Raw genomic sequence first — 20,550 nt, 5'->3', positions numbered from 1 at the left:
GGTGCGTTCGCCGTAAGGCTCGCGCAGACGTGCGCGCTCCTCCGGCGGCACCATCTCCAGCGCCGACAGGCGGGCCTGCGGCGCTGCGACTACGGCTTCGAGCAGGGTCAGGTAATGTCCCGCCAGCTGCGCAATGGTGGCCGCGTCGAACAGGTCGGTGCGGTAGGCCAGCCGTGCGCCGATGGAGCCTTCCTCGCCTTCGTCCATTTCCAGAGTCAGGTCGAAGGGCGTCACGCGCTCCTCCGGCTCGACCAGCGTCGCTTCCAGGCTCGGCAAGGAAAGCTCGCGCCGCGCGTTGTTCTGAAGTACGAACATCACCTGGAACAGCGGCGAGTGGCTGAGACTGCGCTCGGGTTTGAGGAACTCCACCAGTTGCTCAAACGGCAGGTCCTGGTGCTCGTACGCGGCCAGCGCGGTCGAACGCACCGCATCGAGCAACTGCTCGAAACTCTGTTCCGGCCCAACCCGGCTGCGCAGCACCAGCGTGTTGACGAAGAAGCCGATCAGCCCTTCCAGCTCCGGCCGCGTCCGGTTGGCGATCGGCGTGCCGACCGCGATGTCGTCCTGGTTGGCATAGCGCGCCAGCACCACCTTGAATGCCGCCAGCAGCGTCATGAACAACGTGGCACCGCGCGACTGGCCAAGCTGGCGCAGCGCACCGGCCAACCGCGGCGGCAAGATGAACGCATGGCTCGCGCCGGCCATGCCCTGCACCGGCGGACGCGGACGATCGGTCGGCAACCTCAGCAACGGCGGCAACCCACCCAGTTGCTCGCGCCAGTACGACTGCTGCCGTTGCAATGCACTGCCCTGCAGCCACTGGCGCTGCCATTGCGCGAAGTCGGCGTACTGGATTGGCAGTGCCGCCAACGTCGCCGAGCTGCCTTGCACGGAGGCCGTGTAGTGCGCCACGAACTCGCTCACCAGCACGCCGATGGACCATCCATCGGAAATGATGTGGTGCATGTTGGTAAGGAGCACGTGCTCGTCCACGCCCACTTGCAGCAGCTCGGCGCGCAGCAGGGGACCTCGCGCGAGGTCGAACGGCCGCTGGGCGAAGATCTGAGCCTGCGCCAGCACCTGCGAAGGTGCGCAGGCCCGCACCGGCACGTCCATTGGCAACGTGGCGGCAATGACCTGCACCGGCTCGCCTTCGACCATGGCGAAAGTCGTGCGCAATGTCTCGTGGCGATCGACCACCGCCTGGATGCCCGCGCGCAGTGCCGCCAGATTCAGTCGGCCGCGCAAGCGCAATGCGGCCGGAATGTTGTAGGCCGCATTGGCACCCTCCAACTGGTCGATGAACCACAGGCGCCGCTGCGCGAACGACAGTGGCAGGTTGCCCTCGCGTGGCCATGGCTGCAGCGCTGGCGCGGTCGCCGCCTGCTCGGCCTCGCCCAGCCGCAGTGCCAGTTCGGCCACCGTCGGCGCTTCGAACAGCCAGCGCACCGGCGGCGACTGGCCTCCGGGCTGGCGCAGGCGCGCCACCACCTGGGTGGCGAGCAGCGAATGGCCCCCCAGTGCAAAGAAGTTGTCATGGATGCCGACGGTGTCCAGCCCCAGCACCTGCGCCCAGAGCGCGCACAGCCGCGCTTCCTGTGGCGTGCGCGGCGGCACCTGCGTGGCAGCCTCGGCGAAGTCGGGCGCGGGCAACGCTTTACGGTCGATCTTGCCGTTGCTCGACTGCGGCAACGCGTCGAGCACCACGCAAGCCGCAGGCACCATGTAATCGGGAAGCAAGCCCTGTAACTGGCGCCGCAGGTCGGCGCCCTCCAGGCCGGCCTGCGCGCCGACGACATAGGCCACCAGTTGCGGCCCGCCTGGCCGCGGCCATGCCAGTACCACGGTGTCCTCCACGCCAGGGAGGCTGCGCAGCACCTGCTCGACCTCGCTCAGTTCGATGCGGAAGCCGCGGATCTTCACCTGGTAATCGCTACGTCCCAGCAGCTCCAGCTGGCCGTCACTGCGCCAGCGCGCCAGATCGCCACTGCGGTAGAGCCGCCCACCCGCGTCGAACGGATTGGGCACGAAGCGCCCGGCCGTACGCGCCGGGTCGCCCAGGTAGCCGCGCGCGAGTGTCGGGCCACCCACGTACAACTCACCCGGCACGCCCTGCGGGCAAAGCTGCAGGCGATCGTCCAGAACATAGGCCCACACGCCGGGCAGCGGCGCGCCGACCGGGACCGAGCCTCCGGACAGGGAACGGGCCGGATCGGTGAGATAGCACGTGCTGTCCACGGCGGCCTCGGTCAGGCCGTAGGAGTTGAACACCGCGGTGGCCGGCTCGGTGACCCGGTGCACGAGCTCCAGGTCTTCGGCATAAAGCACGTCCGAACCGGTCACCAGGATCTTCAGCCCGGCAAGGCGCTCTCCCTGCTCGTGCAGGTAAGACGCCACGTGACGCAACACGATAGGCACGAATTCGGCATAGTCGATGGCGCGAGCGCGGATCAGCGCGGTCAGCGCCGAAGCATCAAGCAATGTCGCCTTGGGGCAGATCGTCAGCTCGCCACCCGAACACAGCGCGCGCACCATGTCGCCGATGCACACGTCAAAGCCGAACCCGGCCATCTGCAGGTGCCGGCGGACATCCTGTTCCAGGCGGTACACCTGCGCCCAGGCACGGTAGTTGGAACCGATCGACCCGTGCTGCACCAACACGCCCTTGGGCCGGCCGGTGGAGCCGGAGGTGAAGATCACATACGCCAACTGGTCCGGCCGCACCTGGCCGCTCGCCGCCGGGGTGGTCGTCGGCCACGCGGGCGCGGTCATCACGTCATCCAGGTCCAGCACCATCGCGGCCTGGTCCGTCAACCTTTGCGCCAGCGCCCGCGTGCTCACCAGCACCCGGGGTCGAATGTCCTCCAGCATTGCCTCGAGGCGCCCGTCGGGCAGCTCCGGGTTCAACGGCACGTACGCCCCACCGGCCTTGAGGATGCCGAGGAAGCCCACCGCCATGGCCATCGAGCGCTCAAGCAACAGGCCAACCGGCGCCTCCGGGGTCACGCCGTGGGCGATCAGCGCGTGCGCCAACCGGTTCGCGGCGGCGTCGAGCTCGGCATAACTCAGGCTGGCGTCGCCATCGCGCACGGCGACTGCCTCTGGCGTGCGCAATGCACACGCTTCGAACAGGCGATGCACGCAAACCGCACCCGGTTCGGTCGCCCCTGTCGGGGTGGCCCACGACATCAGCCGCTCGTGCTCGGCCGACGCCACCATCGACAATTCGCCCACCGCACGCTTCGGCGTGGTCACGACCGCTTCCAGCAACACCTGGTAATGGTCCAGCAGTCGCGCCATGCTCGGCTCGTCGAACAGATCCGTGGCGTACTCCAGGTCGGCCCGCAGCCCCCGCTCGGTTTCGGTCAGGTAAAGGCTGAGGTCGTACTTGGCGACCTTGATCTGCGGGTCGCGAATGGACAGCTCCAACCCGGGAAGCTCCAGCGCCCCCATCGGGGTGTTCTGCAGCACCAGCATTACCTGGAACCAGGGCGACTGGCTCATGCTGCGCACGGGCTGCAGGGCCTCGACCAGGTGCTCGAATGGAAGATCCTGGTGCGCATAGGCTGTCAGCACTGTCTCGCGCACCTGCTCCAGCAGTGTCGTGAACGACGCCGCCTTGTCCACCCGCGTTCGCACGACCAGGGTGTTGACGAAAAAGCCGATCAACCCTTCCAGTTCCGGTCGGTTGCGGTTGGCGATGGAGCTGCCGACGGCGATGTCGTCGATGTCCGCGTAACGCGCCAGCAGCACATCGAACGCCGCCAGCAGGACCATGTACAACGTCGCTCCCTGCGACTGACCCAGTGCATGCAGGCGATCACACAACGCACGTGGCAACCATTCGCTGTGCACCGCGCCGCGGTAGCTCTGCACCGGCGGGCGAACGCGGTCGGTCGGCAGCGGCAGCAGGGTCGGCGCGCCTTCGAGCACGCCCTTCCAGTGCTCCACTTCCGCCTGCAACGCCTCGCCCTGGAGGCGTTCGCGCTGCCAGTGCGCAAAGTCGGCGTATTGCACCGGCAGCGCCGGCAGGGTCGCCGCCGTGCCGCCCAGCCGCGCCCGGTAACCGCGTCCCAGCTCGTCGACCAGCACGCCCAGCGAATAGCCGTCCGAGACGATGTGGTGCATGTTGACCAGCAGCACGTGCTCGTCCGGTGCCAGGCGCAGGATGCGTGCCCGGAACAGCGGCGCCCTCGGGAGGTCGAACGGCGCTCCTGCATCCTGGTCGATATGCGCCTGCAGGGCGTCGCGACCGATCTCCAGCAGTGGTATGTCCAGATGAAGCACGGGTGCGATCTGCTGCAGGCCGATGCCGTCACGCTCGATGAAGGCCGTGCGCAACGCCTCATGCCGATCGACAATGTCCTGCAGCGCAGCGCGCAATGCACCGATGTCGAGCTGCCCGTGCAAGTCGATCGCGACCGGCATGTTGTAGGCCGCGCTCGGGCCTTCGAGCTGGTAGAGGAACCACAACCGCTGCTGCGCAAACGACAGCGGCATGGCCTCGCGATCGGCGACGCGCTCCAGTGACGGGCCCGCCGTCGCGCCGGCGGCAGCCACGGCCCCCGCCAACCCCGCAATGGTTGGCGTGTCGAACAACTGCCGCACCGGCAGTTCCACGCCCAGCCACTCGCGAATCCGCGACATTACCTGCGTGGCCAGCAGCGAGTGGCCGCCGATGCGGAAGAAATCGTCGCCGATACCGATCGGCGTCTCGCGACGCAGCACCTCGGCCCAGATCGATGCCAGGCGTGCCTCGGTATCGTTGCGCGGCGCTAGGTAGGCGATGTCGCTGGCTTCGGCCAGATCCACGGCCGGCAGCGCCTTGCGATCGAGCTTGCCGTTGGACGACAACGGCAGCGCCTCCAGCCGCACCAGTCGCGTCGGCACCATGTAATCGGGCAGGCGCATCGACAGCGCCGCACGCAACGTCTCCTCCGACGGTGCCTGGGCGCCGGTCACGTACGCCACCAGGCGCTTCTCGCCTGCCGCATCGGCTGGCGCAAGCACGACCGCTTCGCGCACGCCCGGCTGCTCGCGCAAGGCCGCTTCGATCTCGCCCAGTTCAATGCGGAAGCCGCGGATCTTCACCTGGAAGTCGAGTCGCTGCAGGTATTCGATCTGGCCATCCGCGCGGCGCCGGACGCTGTCGCCCGTGGCGTAGAGGCGGCCACCGTCGCCACTGAACGGGTCGGGCACGAACTTGTCCGCGGTCAGGCCGGGGCGACCCAGATAGCCGCGAGCCAGGCCCATGCCGCCGATGAACAGCTCGCCCGCCACACCAAGCGGCACCGGCTCCATCTGTGGATCGAGCACGTGCAGGCGCAGGTTGTCGATCGGGTGCCCGATCAGCACGCCGCCTTCCACGCTCTCGCGCGTGCAGCGCCATGCGCTGACTTCGATCGCGGCCTCGGTAGGGCCGTAGAGGTTGTGGATGACCTGCACCTGCGGCATGGCCTGGAACAGGCGCTGTGCCAGCGCCTGCGGAAGCGCCTCGCCACCGGACACGGTGCGTCGCAGGCCGAGGGTCTCCAGGCCGGGCTCGTTGAGAAACACCTGCAGCATGGACGGAACGAAGTGGGCGGTGGTCACGCCCTGCTCCACGATCAACCGGCGCAGGTAGGCCGGGTCGCGGTGGCCATCAGGCTGCGCGATCACCAGCGTCGCACCCGCCATCAGGGGCCAGAACATCTCGCAGACGGAGATATCGAAATTGAACGGCGTCTTGGCCAGCACGCGCTCGCCAGGCGCGACAGGCACCTCCTTCTGCATCCACACGAGCCGGTTGCACACGGCGCCGTGGGTATTCATCGTGCCCTTGGGCTTGCCGGTGGAACCGGAGGTGTAGAAGACGTAGATCAGATGGTCGTGCGCCAGCGCGACCGCCGGTTCGGTGGCCGGTAGCGAGGCCCATTGCGCGTAGTCGCGGTCCACGCACACCATGGGCAGCGCATCGGACGGCAGGTTCGCAGCGATCGCCCCGGTGGTGAGCATCAGCAGCGGCCGCGCGTCCTCAAGCAGGTAGCCGAGCCGCTCGGGCGGATAGTCTGGTGCCACCGGCAGATAGGCGCCGCCGGCCTTCATCACCGCCAGCAGGCTGATCACCAGCTCGAACGAGCGCTCCTGCGAAACCGCGACGATCGTTTCCGGGCCGACCCCGCGGCCGCGCAGGTATTGGGCCAACCGGTTCGAGGCTGCCTCCAGGCTGCCGTAGTCCATCACCTGATCTTCGAACACCAGCGCCGGCGCGTCCGGTGTGCTGCGCGCCTGGGCGGCGATGCGCGTGTGTACCCAGCCGGCGCCGGCCGGCGCGGTCGCCGTCGCGTTCCACGCCCGGACCAGGTGTGTCCGCTCGTCCCCGGACAGCATCGGCAAGCGGTCCACGCGCGTCGCCGGCGCCGCTACCACCGCCTGCGCCAGGGCCAGAAAATGCTCACGCAGCCGTTCCATGGTCGGGTGATCGAACAACTCGCAGCGGTACTCCAGGCGGCCCTTCAGGCCTGTCGCCGATTCCTCCAGTTCCAGCGTCAGGTCGTACTTGGCCGTTTGCGTCGGCGCATCCAGCAAGCGCGCTTCGAGCCCCGGCAACTGCACCGCCCCGATGGGGGCGTTCTGCAGGGCGAACGACACCTGCACCAGGGGCGCATACGCCATGCTGCGCGCCGGCTGCAGTTCCTCCACCAGTTGCTCGAAGGACACCGACTGGTGCGCGAAGGCTTCCAGCGTGCCGTGCTTCAGGCGCTCCAGGAACGCGGTGAATGGCTCGCTCGCATCGACCGTATTCCGCAACACCAACGTGTTGGCGAAGAAGCCGATGACGCCTTCGAGCTCCGCATGCTCGCGATTGGCCACCGGCGTGCCTACCACGATATCTGGCTGGCCCGTGTAGCGCGCCAGCAGCACCTTGAACACCGCCAGCGTCAGCATGTACAGCGACACGTTGCGCTCGCGTGCCAGCGACCTGAGTCCTGACACCAGCAGGTCGGGCAGATCGAAGACGAGCGTGTCGCCGGTCACGCCCTGCACCGGCGGGCGCGGGCGGTCGGTCGGCAGTTCCAGCAGCGGCGGCGCTTCGCGCAGGTGCTCGCGCCAATAGTCCAGGTAGCGCGCGAATTCCTCGCCCTCGACCCAGCGGCGCTGCCATGCCGCATAGTCCACGTACTGCACGCGCAATGGCGGCAATGGCGCGTACCGCCCCGAACGGTAGCCTGCGTAAAGCGCACAGAACTCGCGCACCAGCACGCCCATCGACCAGCCATCGGAGACTGCGTGGTGGATTGACAGCACCAGGACATGACGCCGCTCGGCGACACGCCATAACGACACCCGCAACAGCGGCCAGGCATCCAGCGAGAACGGCTGCATCGACTCGGCCGCCAGCGCCTCGGGCAATTGCGTCTGGGCCACTTCGCGCCGCTGCAGCGGCACCTCGAGCATGTCGGCCACCTCGACGTACGGCTGACCACGTTCGACCGCGAACCGGCAACGCAGCGCCTCGTGCCGCGCCACGATCGCCGCCAGAGCCTCGCGCAGCGCGGACTCGTCCAGCTCACCCTCCAGCACCAGCGGCACCAGCTTGTTGTAGACCGTGTTGGGGCCGTCCAGTTGCTCCAGGAACCACAACCGTCGTTGCGCCAGCGACAGTGGCAGCCGGCCCTCGCGCGGCACCGGCTCAAGCACCTGCGCGCGGGCGCGCGCCTGGCCTTCCAGCAGGTCCAGGAGCTGCGCCTTGTGCGACGACAACAGCGTATGCAACGCGGCTGTCATGGCCCCCCTGGGCGCACTGACCTGCAATTGGCCGTCCCTGGAAGCCAGCCGGATGCCGGCGTCGCTCAACTGTGCCAGCACGCTTGAGATGTCCATTCCGTTTTTTCCTGAAAAGCCGCAGCTACGTGGAAGCAGATCACCCGCCGGGGGCGCCGGTCAGGCCGATGCGTCCGCCATCAGCTTGCGCAGGCTCAGTGGGCGCATGTCGGTCCACACCTCTTCGATATAGGCCAGGCACTCTTCCTTGCTGCCCTGCTTGCCGGTGGCTTTCCAGCCGGCCGGAATCTCGCGGTCGGCCGACCAGATCGAGTACTGCTCTTCGTGGTTGACTACCGCCAGGAACTGCTCGGTTGCTTCTTCGCTCATTGCCATTCCTCCATGGAGGCCCGTTTTCGGGCCGTTGTCTGTCCAGCGACCTCGTCAGATGACGAAGCCTTCGAATTCGTCGGGCGACTCTTCGGCGGCTGCCGTCACCTGCTCGAGCAGAGTGCGGTTGCGGCGGATCGCCACGATGCGCGCCGCGAAGTCGGCCACGGTCTGCGCCTCGAAGAAATCCTGCACGCTCAGCTCTTCGCCGAACGCACTACGAGCGCGGGCCATGGCTTGTGCGGCCAGCAGCGAATGGCCGCCGAGATCGAAGAAGTTGTCGTGCACGCCCACCCGCGGCACGCCCAGTACATCGGCCCACATGTCGGCAAGGTCCTGTTCGGTCTCGTCGCGCGGCGCCACGTAGTCCGCGGCGGCTTGCGTGGGATCCGGATCGGGCAGGGCCCTGCGGTCCAGCTTGCCGTTGGCGTTGAGCGGAAGCGCGTCCAGGACGACGAACCGCGCCGGCACCATGTAGTCCGGCAAGGCAGCACGCAGCCGGGTGCGAAGCGCCGGCAAGGCCACGTCGCCCGCGGCGGCGACCAGGTATGCGATCAGGCGACGCTCACCCGCGTCGTCTTCGACCGCGGTGACCACCGCCCCCGTCACGCCGGGCTCTTCGCGCAGCTGTGCCTCGATCTCGCCAAGCTCGATGCGGAAGCCGCGGACATTGACCTGGAAATCGGCACGCCCGACGTATTCGATGCGCCCGTCGGGCAACAACCGCCCAAGATCGCCCGTGCGGTAAAGACGCGCGCCCGGGCTTTCGCCGAACGGGTCGGGCACGAAGCGCTCGGCGGTAAGCGACGCCCGCCCCAGATAGCCCCGCGCGATAGCGCGGCCGGCGATGTGGATCTCGCCCACGCGCCCCTGCGGCACCAGTTGCAAGCTGTCGTCCAGAACATAGGCCTGCGCGTGTGGCAAGCGGGTGCCGATCACGTTGCCCGGGTGTCGATGACCTTCCTGCGGTGCGTGGCAGGACAGGATCGTGGTCTCGGTCTGCCCGTAGAACTCGACCACCTGCGCGGAGGGAAAGCGCCGTTCCATCTGCGCCAGCAAGGCCGCAGGAACGGCGTCGCCACCGACGAACACGTGCCGGAGCCGATCAAAGGCAGGAGCTTGCCGCTCCCCGTCCAGGTGATCGAGTACCCGCCGCATCAGGCTCGGCACCAGATGCGCAAGGCTCACCCGATCCAGTTCGCCGGCAAGCCGCCCGGTGTCGAGCACGACTTCGCGCTCCAGGATGCGGGTGTGTCCGCCGGCCACCAGTGGCAGCAGCAGCTCGACGAACGAGATACCGAAGGCGTGCGAGGCCAGGCTCGGCATGCTGTCGCGCGGGCCGACCGAGAAACGCCGGCACAGCCCCAGCAGCAACTCGCACAAGCCGCCTTGCAGTACCTGCACGCCCTTGGGCCGTCCGGTGGAGCCGGAGGTGTAGATCACGTACGCCGGGTGCAGGCCATGCACGTGCACCGCTGGCCGCTCGTGCGGCTGGCTCTCCAGCGCAGCACCCAGACGATCGAGGCAGACGATCCGGCCGCCCGGGCTTTCCAGGACATCGGCGATCTGCGCGTGCGTCAACACCAGTCGCATGCCGGCATCACGCACGATGAAGGCGAGCCGTTCTTGCGGATATCCGGGGTCCAGCGGCACGTACACCGCACCGGCCTTCCAGATGCCGAGCAGGCACGCGAGCAGGTCCGGTGAGCGCTCCATCCAGACGCCGACATGATCCTCGGCACCGATGCCCTGCCCCCGCAGGAAGTGCGCGATGCGGTTGGCGTGTGCCTCGAGGTCGCCGTAGCTGAGCGAGGCATCGCCGCAGATCGCGGCGGGCGCCTGCGAATTCTCATCGACCTGTCGTTCGAACAGCTGATGCACGCACAACGCCGGATCAACCGGTGGTGACAACGCAAGCTGGGGGCGCAGTTGCTGGGCGATCGCTGCATCGTCGAGCATCGGCAGCCGCCGCCAGGACCGTTCCGGCCGGGCCATGGCCGCTTCCAGCAGGCGGACGTAATCGCCGGCCAATCGCTCGATGCGCGAGGCATCGAAGAGGTCGCTCGCGTAGTCGAACCACGCGTGCAGGGCATCGTCGCGCGACTCCACGTTCAGCGCCAGATCGAAGCGGGCGATGCGGTGGCCCTCCCCCGCCGAACGCACGGCCAGACCAGGGAGTGCGAACTCGGCCAGGGCTCCGTCGTGCTGCAGGAACATCACCTGGAACAACGGCGCATGGCTGAGGCTGCGCGCCGGACGCAGTTCCTCGACCAGTTGCTCGAATGGCAGGTCCTGGTTGCGTTGCGCATCTACCGTCGTGTCCCGCACCTGGTGCAGCACATCGACGAACGACACGGCGCCATCCAGGCGTCCGCGCACCACGACCGTGTTCACGAAGAAGCCGATCAGATGTTCGAGCTCGGCGCGGTCTCGGTTGGCCACAGGCGTGCCCACGGCGATGTCGGTCTGGCCCGAATGGCGCGCCAGCAACACCTGGTAGGCGGCCATCAACGTCATGAACAGCGTCGCCCCGTGCGCCTGGCTGAACGCCTGTATCTGCCCGGCCAGCGCAGCCGGCAGGCGGAAGCGGTGCAACCCGCCCCGGTAGCTCTGCACCGGCGGGCGCGGGCGGTCGCCGGGCAGTTCCAGCAATGGCGGCAGGCCGCCGAGCTGGCCGCGCCAGTAAGCAAGCTGCGTCGCCGCGGTGCGCTTGAGCCAGGCGCGCTGCCACTGGGCGTAGTCGGCGTATTGCACCGGCAAGTCGGGCAGCGCGGGCTCTCGACCGTCGCGCTCGGCCGCGTAACACTCCATCAACTCGCGCACCAGCACACCGATCGACCAGCCGTCGGCAATGATGTGGTGCATGTTCACCAGCAGCAGGTGCCGGTCGCGCGCGATCCTGAGCAAGGCGATCCGGAGCAGGCCACCGTCCTGCAGGCGGAAGGGTGCCTGCGCGTGCCGCTCGATGGCGGTGTCGATGGCACCGGGCCCGATGTCATCCGTCTCCAGTGTCACGCTGCAATCGTCGGCAATCCATTGCATCGGATCGCCATGGTGATCGGCGAACCGGGTGCGCAGGATCTCGTGGCGCTGCACGATGCGCTGGAAGCTCGCCCGCAGCGCCGCAACGTCCAGCTCGCCATCCAGATGGAAGGCGGCAGGCATGTTGTAGGCCGCACTGGCGCCTTCCATCTGGTCGACCAGCCACAATCGTTGCTGGGCGTGCGACAGGGGCAGCGGTTTGCCGCGCGCCACGGTTTCGAGCGGCGGCAGGTCCATGGCCGGCATTGCGTCGATACGCGCGGCCAGTCCGGCCACGGTGGGCGCTTCGAACAGCGCGCTGACCGGCAGCGTTGCGCCGAACGCCTCACGCAGGCGCATTACCAGCCGGGTCGCCAGCAACGAATGACCACCGCTGGCAAAGAAGTTCTGTGCGCGTCCCACCTGCTCCACGCCGAGCACGTCGGCCCAGAGCCGCGCGACCTCGATCTCCGTGGCGCCAACCGGCGGATCATCGTCACCGTCCTGCGGTTCGCCTTCCGGCGGCGGCAACGCCCGCTTGTCCACCTTGCCGTTGGCGGTCAGGGGAAGGCCGGGCAACGCCACGATATGTGCGGGAACCATGTAGTCGGGCAGCCGTTCGCGCAGCCACGCGCGCAGTTGCGACCGCTCCAGCAGGTGCCCGTCCGCGGCCACCACGTACGCCACCAGCCCCGGCTCGCCGGGACGAGCCTCGCACACGACCACCACCGCTTCACCAACGCCTGCCAGCGCCAGCAACTGCGCCTCGATTTCGCCCGGCTCCACGCGGAATCCACGCAACTGCACCTGGAAATCGATGCGACCGAGGTATTCGATCGCCCCATCCGGCAGCCGGCGGCCCAAGTCGCCGGTGCGATACATCCGCGCGCCGCCACCCGTGAACGGGTCGGGGACGAACCGCTCAGCGGTCAGCCGACCGCGTTCGGCATAACCGTGGGCCAGGCCCGCGCCCGCAAGGAAGATTTCGCCGCGAGCGCCTTCCGGCACCGGTCGCCCGTAGCGATCCAGTAGATGCACGCACACGTTGTCGATCGGAGCGCCGATGGGCGGCGTCGCCGGCCATCCGGCGGGATCGCCATGCAGGCGATGACACGTCACCACGTGGCTTTCGGTCGGTCCGTAATGGTTGTACAGGCTGGCGCCGGGCAACGCCGCGAAGAAAGCGCGCACCGACGGGCCGATCTGCAAGGCCTCGCCAGCACAGACCACCTCGCGCAACGCCCGCGGCATGGCCGCGTGCGCAACGGCATGCCTGGCCAGTTGCTGCATCGCCACCACCGGGAGGAATGCCCGCTGCACACCCTCTTCCCGCAACAAGGCCAGCAGTGCTTCGGGATCGAGGCGCTGCTCCTGGGAAGCCACCACCAGCGTGGCGCCAACGGTCCAGGTCGAAAGGATCTCCTGGAACGCGACGTCGAAGTTGAGCGAGGCGAACTGGCTGACCCGGGCGCCGGCCTCCAGCGGCATCGCACGCTGATGCCAGCGCAGCAGATTCGCCAGCGTGCCCTGGTTCATCAATACGCCCTTGGGTGTTCCCGTCGAGCCGGACGTGAACAACAGATAGACCGGTAGCGCGCTGGCGGCCAGCGTCACCAGTGAGGGCGGCAGGAACCGGTCACTCGTCCGCAGACGCGGATCGAGACGCGGAAGGTCCGCCGGCCACGCGGCCGCGCTCTCCGTCGCATCGGTCAATAGAAGGTTCAGGCAGCCCAGTTGGGCCATCTGCGCCAGTCGCGCGGGCGGATAGGCGGGATCGAGCGGCACGCAGGTCGCACCGCACTTGAGCACCGCCAATACGGCGACATAGGCGTGCGCCTTGCGCGCCAGGTGCAAGCCGACTCTCGATCCGATGGAAACGCCTTGCGCCTGTAGTCGGCTGGCCAGCTCGGCAGATTCGCGCTCCAGACGCGCATAGCTGAGGCGCTCGCCATCGCAAATGAGCGCCAGCGTATCCGGGTGCTGTCCCGCCTGGCGCATGATCTGTTCGACCAGGGCGATTGCCGGATCGGCACCGGCCGCAGGCAACGTCCCGGGCACCACCGCGGCCGGCTGCACCGACAGCAGCGGCAACCCGGACAAGCGCGCGGTAGGCATCGATGCGATCGCCTGCAGAAGACAGGCGAACTGCTCGCCCATGGCCGCAATGCGCGCCGGCGCGAACAGCGCGCTCGCGTACTCGAACCGGGCCTGCAAACGATCGCCGGCATCGGCGACGAACAGCGAAAGATCGAACTGACAACCCTGCGGTGGCATGGCGATGCCTTCCACGGCCAGCCCGCCCAGTTCGGCCCGTGCGCCTGCGCCATCCAGCACGAAGGCGGATGCAGCGGGCCAGTCGGGTGTCTGCTGCAGCGCGAACAGGGTCTGGAACAACGGCGTGGTCGCCCGGTCGCGCTGGGGAACCAGCCGCTCCACCAGGGTGGCGAACGGCAGGTCCTGGTGGGCCAGCGCACCCAGTACGCGATCGCGGATCTGCCGGAGGAACGCATCGAACCGCGGGTTGCCGGAAAGGTCACCGCGCAACACCACGGTGTTGACGCAGTAGCCGGCCAGCGATTCGAACTCCGCACGGGTACGCCCGGCAACCGGCGACCCCACGCAGATGTCTTCGTCCCCACAGGAGTGATGCAGGAAGACCTGATAAGCGGCCAGCAACAACATGTACAGCGTGACGCCGTGCTGCCGCGCGACCTCGCGCAGCGCCGCCGACAGCGGCGCGTCGAGCTCGAAATCATGTACCCCGGCGTGAGAATCGCGCATTGCCGGACGCGGCTGATCGGTCGGCAGACCCAGCACGGGCAAGGGTGCCTCCAACTGGTCGCGCCAGTATGACCATTGCCGCTCAGCCGCCTGCGACGCGAACCAGTCGCGCTGACAAAGAGCCAGGTCGATCGCGCTGTGCCGCGCGCCCGCGTCGGTCGGTTCACGGGCCTCGCAGCGCGCGGCATAGTGCCGGCCCCACTGCTCGAACAACAGCACGAGCGTGCGCAGGTCCACGGCGATGTGGTGGGCAACCACCAGCATGATGTGGTCGTCGGCTGCGCGCCGATAGCCATGGATGCGGAAAGGAACGCTTCCGTCCTGCAACAAGGCCTCGCCTGCCGCTGCGGTCAGGGCGCGCTCGATGGATTCGTCGTTCCAGCCAGTCGCGTCGACCCACTCGACGGCAGGCGTGTAACCGGCATCGATGCGTTGTACCGGCTCGCCGTCGACGACTACGTAGCGGGTGCGCAACATCGGGTGCTGTTCGGCAAGACGCGCCCATGCCTGCTGCAGGCGGGCCTCGTGCAGTTCGCCGCGCAGCCGCAGGGGCACGGCCACGTTGTAGGCGCGGCTGGCGGGATCGAGCGATTGCAGGAACCACATGGAGGCCTGATTGGCCGTCAGCGGACCCTCATCCCGGCCTCCGCATGGCAGGCGCGCCTGCATGCCCTCGTCACCCGCTGCATCCAGCATCCGCGCCAATTCGATCGGAGTCGTGCCGGCGAGCAGCGATTCGAGCGGGCACGCGGCGGCCAGGGTTTCCTCGATCCGTTGCTGCAACTGGATCGCAGCCAGCGAATCGAGGCCCTGCGCGGTCGTCGCCAGGTTGACGTCGATGTCGGCCGCAGGTCGCCTCAGCACGTCGCCGAGCAGCGCACGGAGGTGGTCCGCGATACGTGACACCCGCTCATGCGATGGCAGCGTCGCCAACACCCGCCGGTCGAACGGCGTGCCGTAGATGGCCGCCGATTCCGCCACCTTGGCGGTGCGTTCCGGCGGTGCGTTCAGGCTCTCGAGCAGGCGCTCGGCGAACAGTCGCCGGGTTTCGCGTCGCTTGATCTTGCCGCTGGAGGTTTTCGGCAGGCGCATCGGCTTGATCAACACCAACGCGTGCAACTGCAACTGGTGTCGCTCGGCGACCGCGGCGTGCACGGCATGTTCCACTGCCGCCACATCGAGCTGGCGCAGATGGGTGCGCTGGACTTCCTGCACCACGACCAGCCGCTCTTCGCCATCCTGGTCGATGGCGAAGGCGGCGCCTGCACCTACCGCCAGAGCTGGATGGGCCGTCTGCACGGTCTGCTCGATATCCTGCGGGTAATGATTGCGCCCGCGGATGATGATCAGCTCCTTGAGCCGACCGGTGACGAACAATTGGCCGTCCTGCACGAAGCCAAAATCGCCGGAGCGCAGGAACGGGCCATCACCTGCATCGGTGCGTGCCTGGAACGTGACGGCGCTCAACTCGGGTTGGCGCCAGTAGCCCTGCGCCACGCTGGGCCCGCGAACCCAGATCTCGCCCACCTCGCCCATCGCGCAGGGGCGTCGGCTTTCCGGTTGCACGATGCACACGCGCTCCGGATCCGCGTGTCCCGACCCCACCAGCCGGCGCCGATCGCCGGCCTGAGAGCGCAGCACGCGGTGGCGCTGTAATTGGGTCGGGTCGACATCCAGCGAGACCGTCGGTGCCAACGGCGTCGAACCGGCCACGAACAGCGTGGACTCGGCCAGGCCGTAGCAGGCAAAGGATGCATCGGCGCGAAAACCGCAGGGAGCGAAGGCCTGCGCGAACCGTTCGAGCGTGCTGGCGCGGATCGGCTCCGAACCATTGAAGGCGACGCGCCAGCAGGAAAGATCCAGCTCCGCCATGTCCTCTTCGCCGATGCGCTCGGCACAAAGCTCGTAGGCGAAATTGGGGCCGCCACTGACCGTGGCCCGGTAGCGCGAGACTGCCTGCAGCCAGCGCAAGGGCTTCTGCAGAAAAGCCATCGGCGACATCAGTACCGCGCGACCACCAAGATAGATCGGTTGCAGGACGTTTCCGACCAGTCCCATGTCGTGGTAAAGCGGCAACCAGCCGACCACGACCGTGTCACGATCGTTGCCGAAGCCGTCGCGGATGAGCGCCTCGTTGTGCAACAGGTTTCCGTGGCTGACCATGACGCCCTTGGCCTGCCCGGTGGAACCGGAGGTGTACTGGAGGAAGGCGATCGTGTCGGCGTCCACTGCCGGCATCTGCCACGCCCGGGCCAATGCGTCGTCGACGGAGTCGGTCGCCAGCGTGCGCAGGCAACCCAGCAGTTCCACCTCTTGCGTCAGGCCGTTGACGATCTCCGTCGTGCCGAGCACCCAGCTCGCGCCCGAATCGGCGACCACCGATTGCAGCCGGTCGACGCGACTGCGCTGGGATTGCGGCGGATAGATGGGAACCGCGATGACGCCTGCATAGAGGCATCCGAAGAAGGCGCAGATGTAGTCCAGGCCGGGCGGAAAAAGCAGCAACGCGCGGTCGCCTGCGGTGGCCTGCTGCTGCAGGCGCGCGGCAATCGAACGCGCGCGACGGTCGAGCTCGCCATAGCTGAGCGCGGCCTCTCCGACTTCGCCATCCTTGAGAAACGAAAACGCCGGATCGTCGCCCTGGCTCGCCGCACGATCGCGAAGCAAGGCCACCAGGCTTGTCCATTCCCCCCGCACGGCTCGCGCCCGTGCCCCCCATTCCCTAGGACGGTCACTCATTGGAACCCGATATGGCTGTCGCAAGGCGCCCCCCGACGCCTTGCTGGAAAACTATGCGAGGACGTACTGCGCCCCGCTGCGGACTTGCATTCGTACGGACGTACCGGCGGTCCGCCGGCCTGTCGCAGCCCGGCGTGTGCCTTGCAGCGCGGTGATCAGCAGGCTTCGCTCTGTTCGAGCTGCTCGAACAGGCTGCGCACGCTTTCTTCGTTGAAGCCGTCGTTGGCGGTGCGCTCGATGAATTCGAACATCACCCCGGAGGTGCCATCCCGGCGCGCGAAGATCTGCGTCAGGCCCGGCCCCTGGATGACGTTGGTCTCGAATTGCATGCCGCGCTCACGCAGCTTGTCGGCGACGGCGACGACGCTGTCGACTTCGATCGCCACATGCTGGACGCCGGGACCGTACTCGTCGATGAAACGGCAGACCTGGCTCTCGGCCTCGGTCCCCTGCACCAGTACGATCGAGAATTGACCGGCCGAGAATTCGGCCGAAACCATGCCTGTCTTCTTGCCGGCGATCCGCTTGCGATCGACCAGGTGCATGCCCAGCACGTCCTGGTAAAACCCGATCGCCTGATCGATATCCTTCACCGCAATCGCCACGTGATCGAGGCGCACCGCGTGCTGGCCCAAAAAGGGGAGTCCATTCATTACGCCATTCCTTAGCTTTTCGGCGGACCCGCCGAAGGGCCCACATGGTAGTGACCGGCCGGCGGCAAAACCGGCTTGTGCTCACAGATTCCGCGGGAGGCTATGCCGCACTGACCAAATCCCTGGCCCGCGAAAGGTGGCGCAAGGTCGTGCATGACCCGTTAAGGAAAGATGAAGATCGCGACTACCCGAGAACATCGGGTAGGCCGTCCTCCACGCTTGCTTCCCCGGCAACGGCGGCCAGGACTGGGCTTGCTGATCATCTGAATCGCGGCTAACCGTTTAAAACAAGGCGTGTCCGTCCCGGGTATGGGCCGCCTGAAAATCCGCAAGCCGTTACGGCTTACGACGTCGCGAAGCACGCAACTGGATCATTTTCTCGCGCAGCTTCTGCTCGAGACCGCGGTCGACGGGCTCGTAGAACACGGTACCGTCCAGGGCATCGGGCAGGCATTGCTGGTCCAGCGCGATGCCGCCCGCGACGTCGTGGTCATACTGGTAGCCCTTGCCGTAGCCCAGCCCCTTCATGAGCTTGGTGGGGGCGTTGCGCAGGTGCATGGGGACCTCGAGCGTACCGGTTTCGCGCACCGCGGCGCGGGCCTTGTTGTAGGCCATGTAGGCGGCATTGCTCTTGGGCGCGATGGCCAGCCAGATGGCGAGCTGCGCGAGGCCCAGTTCGCCCTCGGGGCTGCCCAGGCGCTCGTAGGTGTCCCAGGCATCCAGCGCCATGCGCCAGGCGCGCGGCTCGGCCAGGCCGACGTCCTCGACCGCCATGCGGGTCATGCGCCGGGCCAGGTAGAGCGGGTCGCAACCGCCGTCCAGCATGCGGCAAAGCCAGTACACGGCCGCATCCGGATCGGACGAGCGCACCGATTTGTGCAGTGCCGATATCTGGTCATAGAACTGTTCGCCGCCCTTGTCGAAGCGACGCGTGCGGTCGGCCAGCACCTGGGTCAGGGTCGCCTCGTCGATGCGCCCGTCGTGGGCCAGCTCCGCGGCGATTTCCAGCAGCGTGAGCGCGCGGCGCACGTCGCCGTCGGCAGCCTGGGCGATCAGCTTCAGCGATTCCGCGTCGATCCGGAGGTGCATCTGGCCGAGCCCTCGCTCGTCGTCGGCGAGCGCGCGCTCCAGTGCGGCCACGATCGCCTCGGTCGATACGGCCTCCAGCACGTGGACACGGCAGCGCGAGAGGAGCGCGGAGTTGAGCTCGAACGAGGGGTTCTCGGTGGTGGCGCCGACAAAGACGATCACTCCACGTTCGATGTGCGGCAGGAAGGCATCCTGCTGCGCTTTGTTGAAGCGATGCACCTCGTCCACGAACAGCACCGTGCGCCGGCCCTGCGCGAAGTTTGCCTCCGCCTCCGCCAGGGCCTTGCGCACGTCCGGCAGGCCGGAGAGCACGGCGGAGATGGCGCGGAAGTCGGCATCGGCGTAGCGCGCGACCAGCAGGGCCAGCGTGGTCTTGCCGCAACCTGGCGGGCCCCACAGCACCATCGAGTGCACCTTGCCCGCTTCCAATGCGCGGCGCAGCGGCGAGGCGGCCGCGGTCAGCCGCGGCTGGCCGACGATTTCGTCGAAGCTGCGCGGACGCATGCGCTCGGCCAGCGGCTTGAGCGCATCGGATTCGGGAAAAAGGGAGGCGGTCTCGGGCATCGCCGGATGATAGCGCCCGTCGCGTGGTGGGCGTGGCGGGGCCGGCCCGCGGTCGCGCACAGGGTGCGCTCCTACAGGGATGTCGTGCGTTGACGGTAGAGGCTGTAGAGGGCGCCGCACAGGCCGGTCAGTACCGCCGGGATCAACAAGCTCCGCTCGCGCAGGTGTGCAAACAGGAGGGCGCCGGCGACGCCGCCCAGCATGAAGCTGCCGATCACCAGCAGGCAGACGCGCACGCGCAGCATGTCCACCTCGAGCCCGCGCAGGCGGTGACCCAGGTAAATGCCCAGGTCGGTGAACATGCCCGAGACGTGGGTGGTGCGGAAGACGGCACCGCTGTAGGTGCTCACCATGCCGTTCTGCAGGCCACAGGCCATCGAGGCCAGCCACAGGCCGGCCGACCATTCGCGGTCCAGCAGCGGCACGGCGACGAAAAGCAGCAGCGACTCGATCAGCAGCGCCACGCCGTAGGGGCGGCCCAGCTTGAGCGTGCTTTTCTGCACGATTGCACCGCTGGCCATCGCGCCGATGACGAAGGCCAGCAGGGAAAGCATCCAGTGCAGCGCTTCGCCGCCGTCCCCGGTGCCCAGCGAAATGCCGAGCAGCGTGGTCGAGCCGGTCAGGTTGCTGATCGACTGGTGGCGGAAGCCCATGTAGCCGGCCGCGTTGACCAGCCCGGCGATGAAGGCGAGCACGGCGCCACCCACCCACGCCCAGCGCGGCAGTTGGCGCAGCACGGGCATGGCCGGATCAGTCCTTCAGCGGGTGGGTGGTCATCACCGGGAGATCGCCGATCACGTCGGCGCCCGGCGGCGGGGTGAAGTTGAAGGTCGAGGGCGGCAGGTCGACGTTGCGCTGCCAGTCGGAGAAGCGGATGTCGGTGACCGCGCCGAGCTGGTCGCGGAACATCATGCGCTTGAGGCCTTGCGCGTCGAAGCCCAGGTCGGCGTAGTCGAACTGGGGGTCCTTGGCCCTGGAGCTCAGGCGCAGCCAGGTGAGGCCATCGCGCTCGCCGCGTTCGGTGACGGCGAAGTCCTTGTCGAGCTGCTTCAGATCGGTGATGACGGTGAGCGGGCTGTGCGCCTCTTCCGTGCTCTGCACGCGCACGGTGACCTGCTCCAGCTCCGGGTCGTACAGCCATACGCGGCTGCCGTCGGCGACGATGGTCTGCTTGTACGGCTCGAGCGTGTCCCAGCGGAACTGGCGCGGCGCCTGCAACGCGAGCGTGCCCGAACTGGTCTTGGCGCCCTGCCCGCTGGCATCGGTGAGGGTCTGGGTGAAATGGCCCTTGAGCGAATGCAGGTTGGTGGCGAAGGCGTCCAGGCGCTGGCGCGCGGGGCCGGTGGCAGCGTGGGCCAGGCTCGCAAGGGAAAGCGCGAGCGTGGCAAGGAAGATGGTGGCGAGACGGTTCATGGAAGCCCTGTTCCTGGGAACGTGCGGGAAAGTTTCGGTCGCTGCGGCTTAATCGCGACACAAGCGGATTGTAGGTCGTGGGGCGGACGCATGGCCGCGACATAAACGACACCTTGTAGGAGCGCCTTCGGGCGCGACCGCGGTGGTTCATGCATGG

7 protein-coding genes are annotated in these 20,550 nt (G+C 67.8%); all 7 read right to left on the bottom strand.

Features of this window, described 5'->3' with window-relative positions:
- On the bottom strand, positions 1–7,863 hold a 7,863-nt coding region (locus tag ACFWZ3_RS02470), incomplete at its 3' end, for an amino acid adenylation domain-containing protein (RefSeq protein ID WP_439706190.1).
- Between the two features lie 60 nt (positions 7,864–7,923).
- On the bottom strand, positions 7,924–8,133 hold the full coding sequence (locus ACFWZ3_RS02465; RefSeq protein ID WP_439706189.1) for an MbtH family protein: 210 nt from the start codon (positions 8,131–8,133) through the stop codon (positions 7,924–7,926).
- Positions 8,134–8,187: 54 nt separating this feature from the next.
- Positions 8,188–16,608 (bottom strand): amino acid adenylation domain-containing protein, encoded by an 8,421-nt coding sequence (locus ACFWZ3_RS02460; RefSeq protein ID WP_439706188.1) that lies wholly within the window; start codon positions 16,606–16,608, stop codon positions 8,188–8,190.
- A 221-nt stretch (positions 16,609–16,829) separates the two neighbouring features.
- A complete protein-coding gene (locus ACFWZ3_RS02455) occupies positions 16,830–17,327 on the bottom strand; it encodes a VOC family protein (protein ID WP_439706187.1) in 498 nt (165 codons plus the stop codon).
- 336 nt (positions 17,328–17,663) lie between these two features.
- Positions 17,664–18,980, bottom strand: coding sequence for a replication-associated recombination protein A (locus ACFWZ3_RS02450; RefSeq protein WP_439706186.1), 1,317 nt, complete (start codon positions 18,978–18,980; stop codon positions 17,664–17,666).
- A gap of 71 nt (positions 18,981–19,051) precedes the next feature.
- Positions 19,052–19,723, bottom strand: coding sequence for a YoaK family protein (locus ACFWZ3_RS02445; RefSeq protein ID WP_439706185.1), 672 nt, complete (start codon positions 19,721–19,723; stop codon positions 19,052–19,054).
- Between the two features lie 7 nt (positions 19,724–19,730).
- A complete protein-coding gene (gene lolA, locus ACFWZ3_RS02440) occupies positions 19,731–20,393 on the bottom strand; it encodes an outer membrane lipoprotein chaperone LolA (RefSeq protein ID WP_439706184.1) in 663 nt (220 codons plus the stop codon).
- Between the last annotated feature and the right edge of the window lie 157 nt (positions 20,394–20,550).

Origin of the sequence: Frateuria sp. GZRR35 (genome assembly GCF_051900415.1) — a bacterium.
GTDB lineage: Bacteria > Pseudomonadota > Gammaproteobacteria > Xanthomonadales > Rhodanobacteraceae > Frateuria_A.
The sequence above is the reverse complement of the archived record's forward strand: the minus strand, read 5'-3'. Positions and strand labels throughout refer to the sequence as shown.